The organism is Symploca atlantica LB2515, assembly GCF_052546295.1.
The window spans coordinates 3699174-3712389 of the sequence record NZ_JBQWMT010000001.1; the positions used below are offsets into that span (position 1 = coordinate 3699174).

Annotated in this window: 12 protein-coding genes; 6 read left to right on the forward strand and 6 right to left on the reverse strand. The window is 43.1% G+C overall.

The window, feature by feature from the left end; translation table 11 throughout:
* A complete protein-coding gene (gene argC / locus ACT7WV_RS15355) occupies positions 1 to 1059 on the reverse strand; it encodes an N-acetyl-gamma-glutamyl-phosphate reductase (protein WP_445103712.1) in 1059 nt (352 codons plus the stop codon).
* A gap of 213 nt (positions 1060 to 1272) precedes the next feature.
* Between argC and ribBA the strand changes: the two genes are divergently transcribed.
* Complete coding sequence (gene ribBA, locus ACT7WV_RS15360) at positions 1273 to 2943, forward strand: bifunctional 3,4-dihydroxy-2-butanone-4-phosphate synthase/GTP cyclohydrolase II (protein ID WP_445103713.1); 1671 nt, start codon at positions 1273 to 1275, stop codon at positions 2941 to 2943.
* A gap of 152 nt (positions 2944 to 3095) precedes the next feature.
* On the opposite strand, the gene ACT7WV_RS15365 is transcribed toward ribBA, so the two are convergent.
* Both ACT7WV_RS15365 and ACT7WV_RS15370 read right to left on the reverse strand, forming a co-directional pair.
* A complete protein-coding gene (locus ACT7WV_RS15365; protein WP_445103714.1) occupies positions 3096 to 4085 on the reverse strand; it encodes a sulfotransferase family protein in 990 nt (329 codons plus the stop codon).
* A 659-nt stretch (positions 4086 to 4744) separates the two neighbouring features.
* Positions 4745 to 6181, reverse strand: coding sequence for a glycoside hydrolase 100 family protein (locus ACT7WV_RS15370; RefSeq protein WP_445103715.1), 1437 nt, complete (start codon positions 6179 to 6181; stop codon positions 4745 to 4747).
* 161 nt (positions 6182 to 6342) lie between these two features.
* Here ACT7WV_RS15370 and ACT7WV_RS15375 point away from each other — a divergent pair, with 161 nt between their 5' ends.
* The 3 genes from ACT7WV_RS15375 (at position 6343) to ACT7WV_RS15385 (ending at position 8622) form a co-directional block, all read left to right on the forward strand.
* Entirely contained in the window at positions 6343 to 7845 is a 1503-nt protein-coding gene (locus ACT7WV_RS15375) for a phytoene desaturase family protein (RefSeq protein WP_445103716.1), read from the forward strand.
* A gap of 481 nt (positions 7846 to 8326) precedes the next feature.
* Complete coding sequence (locus ACT7WV_RS15380) at positions 8327 to 8464, forward strand: hypothetical protein (RefSeq protein ID WP_445103717.1); 138 nt, start codon at positions 8327 to 8329, stop codon at positions 8462 to 8464.
* Between the two features lie 17 nt (positions 8465 to 8481).
* Positions 8482 to 8622, forward strand: coding sequence for a GNAT family N-acetyltransferase (locus ACT7WV_RS15385; RefSeq protein WP_445103718.1), 141 nt, complete (start codon positions 8482 to 8484; stop codon positions 8620 to 8622).
* Between the two features lie 279 nt (positions 8623 to 8901).
* On the opposite strand, the gene ACT7WV_RS15390 is transcribed toward ACT7WV_RS15385, so the two are convergent.
* Positions 8902 to 9522 (reverse strand): heme-binding protein, encoded by a 621-nt coding sequence (locus ACT7WV_RS15390; RefSeq protein WP_445103719.1) that lies wholly within the window; start codon positions 9520 to 9522, stop codon positions 8902 to 8904.
* Positions 9523 to 9568: 46 nt separating this feature from the next.
* On the opposite strand from ACT7WV_RS15390, the gene ACT7WV_RS15395 reads away from it, so the two are divergent.
* Positions 9569 to 10225, forward strand: coding sequence for a DUF938 domain-containing protein (locus tag ACT7WV_RS15395; RefSeq protein WP_445103720.1), 657 nt, complete (start codon positions 9569 to 9571; stop codon positions 10223 to 10225).
* A gap of 105 nt (positions 10226 to 10330) precedes the next feature.
* Here ACT7WV_RS15395 and ACT7WV_RS15400 read toward each other — a convergent pair whose 3' ends face one another.
* A complete protein-coding gene (locus tag ACT7WV_RS15400; RefSeq protein WP_445103721.1) occupies positions 10331 to 11170 on the reverse strand; it encodes a Tab2/Atab2 family RNA-binding protein in 840 nt (279 codons plus the stop codon).
* A 6-nt stretch (positions 11171 to 11176) separates the two neighbouring features.
* Positions 11177 to 11527 carry a hypothetical protein gene (locus ACT7WV_RS15405; RefSeq protein WP_445103722.1) on the reverse strand — a complete coding sequence of 117 codons (351 nt, stop codon included), beginning with the start codon at positions 11525 to 11527 and terminating at the stop codon, positions 11177 to 11179.
* 363 nt (positions 11528 to 11890) lie between these two features.
* Here ACT7WV_RS15405 and ACT7WV_RS15410 point away from each other — a divergent pair, with 363 nt between their 5' ends.
* Positions 11891 to 13174: a valine--pyruvate transaminase gene (locus ACT7WV_RS15410; protein WP_445103723.1), complete on the forward strand. Its 1284-nt coding sequence runs from the start codon at positions 11891 to 11893 to the stop codon at positions 13172 to 13174.
* Positions 13175 to 13216: the final 42 nt, after the last annotated feature.

Below are 13216 nucleotides of genomic sequence, written 5' to 3' on the forward strand. Positions count from 1 at the left end.
TCAGGGATAAAAACTCAGCCGGGGTAAGCCAAGGGTTTCCTCCCAGCCCATCATGATATTCATACATTGAATTGCTTGACCAGCTTGACCTTTGATCAAATTGTCAGTCACTGACATCACAATTACTCGATCTGTGCGGTTATCGACTTCGACACCAATGTAACAAAGATTGGTACCGCAAGCCCATTTGGTTTGGGGATAAGTGCCGATGGGCAAAACCTTGATAAAGGGGGATGCTCGATAGAATGCGGTATAAATTGTGACCAGATCTTGGAGCAATAGTCCGGGATCGCGCAAGGTGGCGTAAACGGTGGCCAAAAGACCCCGTACCATCGGCACCAAATGAGGAGTAAATTGCACTTTGACATCGTGACCTGCTAAATCGCTGCAGATTTGCTCGATTTCTGGGGTATGTCGATGACGGGTAACTCCGTAGGGGGTCATTGAGTTATCGGCTTCCGCTAGTAAAAGATTGGTTTTGGCTTCGCGTCCACCACCGGATGTCCCAGATTTGGCGTCGATAATTGCCGTGTCTGGCATGATTAAACCTTGCTTGAGCAGCGGCGAGAGTGCTAGCAAACTAGTGGTGACATAGCAACCAGGACAACCGACTAGCTGGGTTTGAGCAATGCGATCGCGATACAGTTCTGGCAAGCCATAAACGGCTGAGACTGAGGTCTCTTGGTCATGTCGCTCGCCGCCGTACCATTTTTTGTAAGTCTCCAGGTTACTAAACCGATAGTCAGCTGAGAGGTCAAGCACCTTGCATCCTTTGGACAACAGGGTGGGTGCCATTTGATGGGCTAAACCGTTGGGCAAAGAGAGAAATACTACCCGACAGCGTCTGGCGATTTCGTCTAAATCAATCGATTCAATTGTGAGATTAAAAAAAGGACCCAAATGAGGGTACAAATCGGAAAAAGGCTTGCCAGCGCTGCTATTTCCCCCTAAATAGACTATTTCGACTCCTGGGTGATCCATCAAGAGCCGCACAAGTTGTACGCCGCCATAGCCTGAAGCCCCCACAATTCCTACGGGCAGGCGTTCTAAATCACCCATGATATTCCTTTCCTAAGAGTGCTGAAATCGAAAAAGGTTTGACTTTTGCTGCATTCTAGTACCAAAACTGTACTTTCGTGGTGAAGAAATTCGGGCATTTCGCGATAAATTTTCTTTAATAAAATCCTCAACCCCCGCACTTAAACAAACGGGATACAATTGAATCAAAGCTAGCTTTAGAAAACTTTACGGGTTCGTTGCTCGCATTCTGTTGTGGAACCGTCTGAAACTGATTTGTTTAAATTTGACTCCATTGATTCTGCCCTGGCAGACTTAAAAGCTGGTCGTGTCTTGGTTGTAGTCGATGACGAAAACCGAGAAAACGAAGGGGACTTAATCTGCGCTGCCCAGTTTGCCACACCGGACATGATTAATTTTATGGCGGTAGAGGCGCGGGGATTGATTTGTTTGGCAATGATGGGCAGTCGCCTCGATGCCCTTGATTTGCCTTTAATGGTTAGCAAAAACACCGATACTAATCAAACAGCTTTTACAGTTAGCATTGATGCCTCGCCGCACCTAGGTGTGACTACTGGCATCTCTGCCGAAGACAGAGCCAGGACAATTCAGGTTGCGATTAACCCTGCAACTAAGCCAGAAGACTTACGCCGTCCGGGTCACATTTTTCCCCTCCGTGCTAGAGAAGGAGGGGTTTTGAAACGGGCTGGTCATACGGAAGCCTCTGTTGACTTACCGAGACTCGCGGGTTTATACCCAGCAGGTGTCATCTGTGAGATCCAAAACCCTGATGGCTCAATGGCACGCTTGCCCCAGTTGATTTCTTATGCACAAAAGTACGAGCTGAAAATCATCAGCATCGCTGACTTAATCAGTTATCGCCTCAAATACGACCGCATCGTCTATCGAGAAACCTCCGCCAAATTACCCAGTAAGTTTGGGAATTTTCAGATTTACGCTTACCGCAATACCTTAGATAACACAGAACATGTGGCACTTGTCAAGGGAGAACCAGCTCAATTTAAAGAAAACCCAGTTATTGTGCGCATGCACTCGGAATGCCTAACGGGAGATGCCTTAGGTTCTCTGCGCTGTGACTGTCAGATGCAACTGGAAACTGCATTAAAAATGATTGAAGATGCAGGTCAGGGAGTAGTAGTTTATTTGCGGCAAGAAGGGCGGGGAATTGGTCTGGTTAACAAATTGAAGGCTTACTCTTTACAGGATTTGGGGCTAGACACAGTAGAAGCCAATGAACGCTTAGGATTCCCTGCTGACTTGCGAGATTACGGCATGGGAGCACAAATACTTAATGACTTAGGTGTTAAGAAAATCCGCTTGGTTACCAATAATCCTCGCAAGATTGCCGGTTTGAGAGGTTATGGTCTAGAAGTGGTAGACCGGGTGCCTCTGCTCATTGAAACCAATGATTACAATTCTACCTATCTGGCAACCAAAGCTCAGAAAATGGGTCACATGCTGTTGCAAACCTATTTAGTGACAATCGCGATTAACTGGATAGATGCACCACAGCCACCAGTTGAGCGCTACCAGAGATTAGAGAAACTGCGGCATTTAGCAGATAGTTATCACCTATTGTTGCAGGAAGAAGCAAGACCTGTCGCGATCGCTTTATTCGGTAAACCCTCTCTAATTGTCCATCTTGGTTTTGACCAAAGCCATTTAGCAGCACCAGATTGGTATCACAAAAGTAATCATCCCTATGTACAGGCGATCGCTCAAATTTTAGATGCCTTGAGTGAATGGTCTCAACTGAAACGGCTGGAATTTTTGGTGGCTCCCGGTTGCGATCCCATGACTAGTTTACAGGTACAGCTAGATCGACAGAGTTTTTCCCTAAGCGCGCGGCCTTCTTCAGTTTGTGATAATTTAACTACGCAACAAATTTACTCTTTTGAAAGGTAAAGCTATCAATTGCTTAATAGTGGTGACCGAGGTTGATATCCAGAAATACCGACAACTGGTGTATGGTAATTTTAAGACAATGAAGGTTTTAAATGGTAGGTAATAGGTTTTAGTTTTGCCTAATACCTAACACTTTTACCCAAAGATTTGCTTTATCTAAGGTGAGCTTCCTCAATGGCGTTGATTTGCAATTTAACTTGTCTCTGCCATTGCTCAATTGCTAGCTTTCTTGACAAGTAATCTGATATAAATAAAGGCAGACCAAGGCGCTCGACTCTAAATTGCACACGCGCCCACCAATCTTGTAATTTGAGTCTTAACTCCCTGAGAGGAGAAACTTTTAGCAATGGCAATCCACTAAGTTGATATCCCCGTTCTACGAGCATATCTCTTGTTCTCGCTTCCACTAACTGCATTTCAGTAGCAGATAATTTATTTCGCCACTGATAAATTAATTTGGGATTAGGTAGACTGTAGCTAGTTGTCTGAGGATAACTCAGCATTGCTGGATTATAAGATAAACCCATAAATTCGCAGAGATTGGTCAGGGCGTTAACCGAATCTGAAATTAAGTTCTCGTATCTAACTTCAATTCGCTGTTCTTCTGGAACTGTTTGGCAAAGTTTATGCCACAAAATTTCCGCTTCTATCCAACGTTCTACTCCTGTCCAAACATTGCCTGCCCAGCCCATACCAATGCAGGAGCGAGCGACATCTCTGGCATCACGAATTATATGAATGAAACGGGCATCAGGCCAAATTTGTACTAACTTATCAAAGTTGCGGTGAACGGTAGCACCAACTAAGGGTTTCTGAGCTTGATCGCGCTTTTGGCACAGAAAACTATTGAGCAGTTGAGGATAGCTTAAATTGTGATCAATGACAAAATTACTAGCTTGGAAGATACGATCAGTTTCTAAGAATTGGTAATACTCCTCAAGCTGTGGCCAACAACCATTATCAGCTATCCAATCAACGGCATACTCAAATTCATGGTAGAAAGCAAGTTGAGGGTGGTGATCAAGCATCAGTCTTAAAACTGTCGTACCAGAACGTTCAGCACCAACGATAAAAATTGGTTGACTGATTAAAGATTTATCGATTTTATTTGTCTGTTCTGTGGGTTCAATCTGCATTGTCATAATTTTCTTTCTGGGCTTTTTTTTATTTGTTGTTGTAGCTATCCCCTTACTTTATACTCAAGAAAATGTTTTTTGTGCCAGGAAAAACTCATAAAGAAACAGTGAATAATTTTCTCGTAAAAAAATAATTTACTGTTTCTTTATACTTCAGTAAATACGCAGAATCAATAAAAGACAATGGTATTTTTAATGATTTAAGTATCCTTAGACCATTCTATAGAGTTATTTTTTTTAATTAACTAACTCTTTCTAGTAACTATCAAAAGTCGATTAAATACCTAGAGTGATAGAAGAGAAAGTTTTCATATACAAACTCTTTATTGATACGTAAAGACTGTTGGCTATTTACAGACTAAAGAAGCTCTCGGTATCTACACAACTAACTGATTAGATTGTTCAACAATATTCTGCATTGCACCATTAATCAGTATTAGGTAGAGACCCCAATCTAAAGACCACCAACGTACTCCTTATCACTCGGAGTACTTGCAGGAATTCTGATATAAAATTGCGTCACCCACAACCATAAACAATTTTTATTGCCAAGTCAAATCCTTACAAGGCAAATCTGCATCCCTCGCGGATCATAGCTAGTTCGGTAGATTTAGCCATTCCCAGTGAAAAATTACGTTGTAATGTTGATTAAGGACAGTCTTCTCTTAATCCAAACTATCAAAAGTAAATAACTGTAAATAGTTTGGATTCTGAATCAGGTAATTAGCAACTAAATAACCAGCAATTGTCCATGTTTGGTAAAGTCTTGCCTCTCTACCAATAATTGCACCTTCCTCGCCATCATAATATTCTGGCCATTGATCATCACTCAAATACTTCTCAGCAAGTTGAATCGCTTTTTTCGCTACATCTACTCGCTTTGTTTTCTGGGCTGCTGCGGTTAAAGACCAAAGTAAGACTGGCCAACTACCACCATTATGGTATGACCAGGGTATATTTTTGGGGTCACATCCAGTTACACTCTCCCAGTCACGGTTCACCAAGGCTGGGTAGCACAGTTTCATCGGCATATTACCTATTAATTTCGACGATTGCATTTCTATTAAATTCATGATCATTTGCGCCTGTTCAGGGGTAGCTAAATCAGAAATAATAGCTAGCAAGTTGCCCTGAGAAAAAAAGCGAAAATCTATCCAACCTACTCCCAAGTTGCCAGCAAGATAACCTCCTTTTCTATCTACCCAAGGCAACACCCACTCTGGCACAGAATTTTCGTAGATATTAAACTTATTTAAAGCTGTTTCACCAAACTCTTCAGTTTGATAACGATAGATTGCCCTTAATCGCTTGGGGTCTAGCCAATAACGTTCTCGAATATACTTGGTAAGTAAAGATAAACGCTTATCTATTTCTCGAATTTTGATGTATTTTTCATCTATGAGCAGTTGATCACAAGCCGAACGTAGAGCATGATGAAATAAAGCTTGGATTTCTAAGGGATGCCCATAAACTGCCATCCTACGGTCAATCATAAAAGAGGCTTCTGGTACTAACATGGTTGGAGTCATGTCAAACCGCTTACTTAAACAAATATCCAAAATTAATTTAATACCCCGTTGAAATTCCTCTCGGTGAGCAATTTTCTCCTCAGGATGGTTGTCAATCTGACAAGCCTTTTCGTATGCTCCTAAAAGAATAATCCACCACAAACCAGAATCAACAGGTGTCACTCTACCAATTGCCCGTTGACCAAAATCTGGTTCAATCTCTTGCTTTGATGTCACTTCAAAACTAGCTGGCATTAAACCTTCTCCTAGCTGAATTCCATCAATTTGCAATTCTTTTCCTTGCCAGGTACGTCTTACTTCAGCAAATAAACCCTCCCCTGACTTTAATCCAGTTTTGTCAGATTGTAAGCCTAAAGTAAACTCCAGAAAGTTACGGACAATTCCTCTTTCTCCTTGCATGAGAAAAGCTAATCCAGAAGGGAAAAAATCCCGGATGAAGCAGTGACCATAATTAAGTTGTTCTTCCTTAGGAGTAGCTTCTTTTGCGGCTACAGTACCCACCGGCTTTTGCTGATAGGTCATAATTGATTGTTTAAGTCTTGCTTTAGCTTCTTCTAGCATCCTGTGATTCATCAGTGTTTCTCCTCACTACTCTCGGTATATTCTATTGAAAGTAAGAGGCTAAAGTAGCAATTTGACGAAGAAAGTTGCAGTTTGATAAGAAAGCAAACTATGTCAGTTAACCCTCAAGGAAGAGATACTAGTAAGGCGTAGAGGAATTGAGGAAAACATCAATGAGTCTTGATGTAATTGTTGTTGGTAGTGGCATTGGCGGGTTAACTGCGGCTGCACTATTGGCCCGTTACGGTAAACGGGTGTTGGTGTGTGAAAGCCATGCAATCGCAGGTGGTGCGGCCCACAGTTTTACACGCCAGGGTTTTCAGTTCGATTCTGGCCCTTCTTTTTACTGTGGTTTGGGTGATTCTCGTCCCAGTCTTAACCCGTTGCGTCAAGTACTCGATGTTCTGGGAGAATCTCTACAAGCAGTTCCCTATGATCCTTTAGGACATTACCACTTTCCCGAAGACACTTTTGCCGTTTATAGTGATGCTGAACGCTATCGGGAAGCAGTTGCTGAGATTACGCCCCAAGGTGCTAGGGAGTTAGCAAGCTTTGAAAAGCGCCTCTTATCTCTCTATGAAAGTCTCAAAGAGATTCCCACAATTGCCCTAAGATCAGATTGGCAATTGGTTCCTATTTTAGTAGGAAAATATCTACCTTCCCTCTTAAAAATACTGCCTCAGTTGGGTATGATTCAAAGTTCCGTTGGGGAGGTGATGGACAAAGAAGTGCATGACTCTTGGGTGCGGCGGCTGATTGATTTAGAATGCTTTCTTCTATCTGGACTAAAGGCACATGGAACGATTGCCCCGGAAGTAGCATTTATGTTAGGAGAACGCACTCGTGCTGGTGTTGAGTATCCGGTTGGGGGAAGTGCTGCAATTATTGAGGCTTTAGTGCGTGGCTTGAAGCATTGGGGTGGTGATTTGCGCTTGAATGCTCATATTGAACAAATAATAGTCGAAGAAGGTAAAGTGATTGGTGTCCGCTTGCGCAATGGGGAAGTAATTAAGGCAGCAATAATTATCTCTAATGCCACAATTTGGGATACTTATAATAAGCTGTTAAAAAAAGAAGACTTGCCTCAATCTTACCGCCAATTAGCTTTAAAAACTCCAGCGGTTGATAGCTTCATGCACCTGCATCTAGGCATTAAAGGTGAAGGTTTAGAAAAGTTGACAGGCCATCATGTAGTGGTTCATGATGCTAATCAGGATATTACCGAGCCTGGTAATACTTGCATGATTTCTATTCCTTCAGTATGGGATGCTAATCTTGCTCCCGAAGGTCATCATGTCGTTCATGCTTATACCTTGGAACCCTATGAAAAATGGCGCAGGGATGAGGGTTACGAAAACAGGAAGAAAGAGCGATCGCAACCTTTATTCCGTGCTCTAGAAAAGGTGATTCCAGATATCAGGCAACGCATTGTCTTAGAATTAATTGGCACACCCTTAACTCATTCCCACTACCTGCGTCGCTATCAGGGAACTTACGGCCCTGCTATTGCTGCGGGAAATGGTGTGTTTCCTAGTTGCCAAACACCTATTGCTGGTTTGTATCGGGTAGGGGATAGCACAATACCGGGAATTGGTGTGCCTGCTGTTGCGGCTTCGGGAATTCTTTGTGCTAATACTTTGGTGACACCTCAAGAAATGAAAGAAATACTGAATTGACTAAGGGCAATTTTAAACTCTAAGCAGACTAGTTTAATTCTGCTTATTCCTCTTTTTTATCTTGGCAAACAGGAAATTTATGGGTGGTTTTAGGTTCAGTATATTCACCAAAGTTTAAGTCCAATTTTGACAACATAGAGGACAACAATAGTAACTATTGCAGGGTCAATAGGTAATCCATTCGCCCCGGCAATAGCTACTAGAGAAAGAATTATCTCTCTTCTGTCGCTTTCCAGTTTTTTCTATTATTAATAATTTCGATAAACAAGGTACATTAAGCAATACAGCGTTGGCTAATCGAATTTTGGCAATTTCCCGGCTCTGATAAATTTCTAGGAAGGAAAAAGTCTGCGATCACCTACTACATAAGAACTCTAGAATTCAGAAATGTCAAAATTTTTCAGAAAGTGACAGAAGACGGATCATTATTATTCAGGTAGAGACGGACAAACATAGATATTATATTTATTCTCTGAGAGAATTGTTTGCGGAATCTCTCAACTGGAATAATGCCATGCTGGGGGGTGAATTTAACCTCAGCTATGACGTTAGTACAGTATTAGAGCAAGACCTATTAGAACTGCCAAATTTTATCCGCCCTCTGGATGTTTACTTCTAGTACAATATCAGAAGGAAATGGCTGCTTGCGCTGGCTTGAGAAAAGTTGGTGAGGAAGTTTGTGAGATTGAAAGGATCTACGTGCGACCAGAGTATTGTCACCAGGGAATAGGTCGTTTTTTATTGGCAACCCTGATCAAAAAAGCTCGCCAAATTTGATTACTCAAAGATACCCTTGGACTGTGCTTATTGCCTTAAAGAAGCGCAGGCACTTTATCACCAGCTTGGTTTTCGGAATATTCAACCATATCCTGAAAGTGAGATTCCTCCTGAATATCACCACCACTAGATATTTATGGATTGAACTCACCATTACAGCATATTTCAGGTTGATGAATTACAGTATATCCAAGCAAGATCCCTGATTTCTTGGGAAAGTCGGAGATCTCTTTAGATCACTCACCTGAAAAGCGCTGTAGGTTCCATATCAGCCGTAGTTTAGTTGTCTATCTGACGAATCGGAATTTGAATTTCACTACGCTTGAGAGGTTCGGGAATATAAGGGGAATCGTAAAAAAAACGGCGAGGTGAGCCAACAACGGTATACCCTGGATGTTGAGTTAGCCAATCCCTTAACCGTTTAATATTTTCCTGATAACTAGAGTACTCATAACTGCCTTTGAGACCCAAACTGACAACCGTCATTGGTGAGATTTCTTCTACCTCAATATCTTGGGCAATTTCTTTGGGGTAAACATCAGTGCTGCGGTAGAGAAAGGAAACAGAAGCCTCACCATGTTCCCTCAAGGAACCCAGGGCTGCGGCGTCTAGGGTACTATCTGGATAACGGGTTTCTACAGGAGCCGTCATTGAGATATTGTTAGAGCTGATGTGTTGAAACAGGGGGTCAAAAGCGCGAGAAGCTGCTTGAGAGAGTTCTCCGGTGTAGCGGACTGTCGCAGCCCGATATGTAGGATATTGTTTGACTTCAATTTCTCCCTCTGGTGTGGGAGGTGGAAATCCTTCTGGTAAGGGAGCAGCCATAGCATTATAAGTAACGATTGCGATCGCGGCAATTGCCAAAATTCCCAATGGCCAAAGTAAATTTTCTAATTTCACACAGAAACATCTAGAAACTTATCTTAATTCTAAAAGAAAAAGATTTATGAATGTGAGAGACGCACGACTCTACGCGCCGGCTACAGAACGTAACCGCCAGCCAATACTGGAAGTTCTTTTGCAAGTACTACCCCCTGCTGGCACCATTTTAGAAGTGGCTAGTGGTACTGGTGAACATGCTGTATTTTTGGCACCCCGACTGAATCCGCGTCAATGGCTGCCTTCGGAACAAGATCCTCAATTACGTGCTAGCATCGCTGCTTGGCGTACTCAGCAACCTTCTGATAATCTTTATCCACCCCTGGAACTGGATGTTCATCAATCTGTTTGGCCTATAGAGAAAGAGGCATCATCTCAATTGACCAATAGTTTTGATTTTGAGACTTCGCCTCTGAGAGCTATTGTCAATATCAATATGATTCATATCTCGCCATGGTCAGCATGTCTAGGACTAATGGCGGGTGCGGGTCGCTTGCTTCCTAAAGATGGCATTCTCTATTTATATGGCCCGTTTAAACAAGGCGGAAAACATACGGCACAAAGTAATGCTGCCTTTGATGAGGCGTTGCGTACTCAAAATCCGGAGTGGGGAGTAAGAGATCTCGAAGAGGTGATAGCGGCAGCAGCAGCACAAAACCTCATTTTCTTGAATACTTACCAGATGCCAGCTAATAATCTGTCAGTAGTTTTTCAGAGCCAGTAATCATATCAAAATCCTGTGTGGCGGTTCTCAGATTAGGGCAATACAGTCTGACTTCTTCCTAACCCTCCCCTTACAAAAAGAAGGAACAGGAAAAATTTTTTAGCTTCAATCTTCACTTCGCAATAACCAAAAGCCACTGTAAGTCATACCCGAATCATCAGGCTGTACTAACAAAAAGTGCAATCCCTGAGTTTGCTGTTGGCGCTGCTGAAACATCTGAGCAGCAGCAGCTACTTCTTGATCTTCAAAAGTAGCTACAACCCACCGATCAATTAGTCCAGCTTCCAAAATTAGTCCATCAGGAGCACCAGCAATATAGTTGAGTGCTACTGGTTGAACCTCCTGAAGCCAACACGTTAACTGCATCGACTGCCGTCCCCCATCAATCACCACACCCGGCACTGGTACAGTTGAGGCTATACCAAGATTGAGGGGCAACAGAAACTCTGGCATGTGTACAATCGGAATCGGACGTTCTGCAAATACCTCCTCGATATCTCCCGCCGGGAGTGTGGCAAAACGCCACCGCTCCCCCCAGAGATTTTCTGGCAAAGGTAGCGGCGGCGGCTTGTCTAGGGCGATGGGGTTATCAGGCTCACCAGTGTAATTTTCCCAGTTGCGGTATTGCGATGCCCTTAACTTGAGCAATTGTTTTAAAGCAGTGGTGCGTCTTGTAGCTTCCACTTCAATGCCTAATTCTTGTCCCGCAGCTACCAGCAAACTCAGAGACTGAGGACGAAAAACTTGGATCACTTTCGGCAAGCCAGTAGCACCTGCCGCCTGCTGCAATTGAGAAACTAGCCAGTCTTTATTCACCGACGGCTGGGGACATAAAGCATCGTAGGTAAAGGTGTCCGTGGCATTACAAATTAGTAACTCCCACAGCACTTGCCCACTAGCATCCTGCAAGGGACGTCGATAAAAATCAGCTTGCCAGATACACATCAAAATTCAAGGCTCACTTCCTTGTGACGCGATCCAGTGTAACTCTAGCCATAACCGTGGATCTTCTTCCTTGAGCTTGGACATCGGATCACGCACTAACCGTGTAGCATTCAGGCAAACTACCTCAAGCAGCCCAAGGTGTTGTGCGACTTCTCTAAAGACATCTTTTTGAGCCTCTACAGTATTAAGAATACTTTGGGGACAGTAAATGCCAATATATCGCATTAGCCGACGAGGGCGTCCACAATAATACTTAATGATTTTGACAGAACAGTAGCTTAGCAATTCTCCTGCCTTTGGGTAGAAACGTTCTACCACTGTTGTAAATTCTTTGACTAGTTCTTCTTCACTAATCATGGCATAACCTATCTTTCTTGGTAATAAAAATTACTGTTATTTACTTTAACGTCAATATTGAATAGCTATTGCGGACTTTAGCTTCATTCATAAAGCCTTAAATATTGCAATTATTTTTAAATATAAAGCACGCAAAGTCATCAAATTAAACTTAATGAATCTCTACATGTTTTTTGAGTAATTTGTATTTATTAGGCAATTTATGGACTAATTACCTCAGTTTTTCCAGGGACAGAGCATCGTCAATAGGGTCAGGGCATCCTAATATAGATCAAGTACAAAGCGAACCAATAGCTAAAATTTACGACCCAGTTCGCCTCAGGGAAAGTTAACCAATTATTCATTAAGCTCGCTATCAAACCTATGAATCCTGCTCTGACTAAATTCGGCACCCAGATGTCCAAACTCACTGGCGTTCGGGCAATTATGAAGGACATTATCGAAACACTACAAGCCGGTCAGGGACAGGAATTTATTAATTTAAGTGCAGGAAATCCGGTAATTTTGCCGGAAGTTGAACAACTCTGGCGCGATTGCACAGCACAACTACTAGCAAGTTCAGAATACAGTGAGGTGGTGTGTCGCTATGGCTCTTCTCAGGGATACCAGCCATTGCTGGAGGCGATCGCTAATGAATTTAACCAACGCTACGGACTGAGGCTAAATGAGCGTAATATCCTAATTACCCCAGGTTCTCAGTCCCTCTACTTTTATGCCGCCAATATTTTTGGAGGTTACACCAACAGTGGTCAGCTCAAACAAGTAGTCTTGCCACTAAGTCCAGATTACACTGGCTACGGCGGAGTCAGCCTCACCCCCGAAGCTCTCTTTGCCTACAAACCAGCACTAGAAATAGATGAAGCAGCGCACCGCTTTAAGTACCGCCCTGACTTCAGCCAACTAAGCATTACGCCAGAGGTAGGTTGCGTTATTTTTTCTCGCCCTTGTAATCCTACGGGTAATGTCCTTACAGATCAAGAAGTCAGCAAAATTACCGCGATGGCGGCACCACTGGATGTGCCAGTATTAATTGACTCGGCTTACTCGCCACCTTTTCCCTCATTGAATTTTACAGAAATGACGCCAGTATTTGGCGGTAACATTCTCCATTGCCTGAGTCTTTCCAAAGCTGGGTTACCAGGAGAACGCATTGGGGTAGCGATTGGCGATCCTGAATTAGTCGGGGTTTTGCAATCATTCCAAACAAATATGTGCCTGCATTCCTCCCGCTACGGACAAGCAATTGCCGCAAAAGCGATCGCTTCCGGTGCACTTTCCCAGATCTCTGCTAACATCATTCGCCCTCACTACAGGCAAAAGTTTGGCATTGCAGAACATACCCTTGACCAATCAATGCCCAAAGATTTGCCGTGGTTTTTACATCGTGGTGAAGGAGCCATCTTTGCCTGGTTGTGGTTAAAGGATTTACCGATAACTGATTGGGAGTTTTACCAAGAATTGAAGAAAGTGGGAGTGATTGTTGTACCTGGTAACAGCTTCTTCCCCGGCTTACAGGAAGAGTGGATCCATACCCATCAATGCTTCCGCATTAGCCTCACGGCGAGTGCCCAGGAAATTGCTACGGCTATGCAGCGGTTAGCTTTGGTGACACAGCAAGTATATCAACGTTCAGCCGTTGTAGTTTAGTTCTAAGATGATTGTTACAGCAAAACCCCAACCCATGACTCC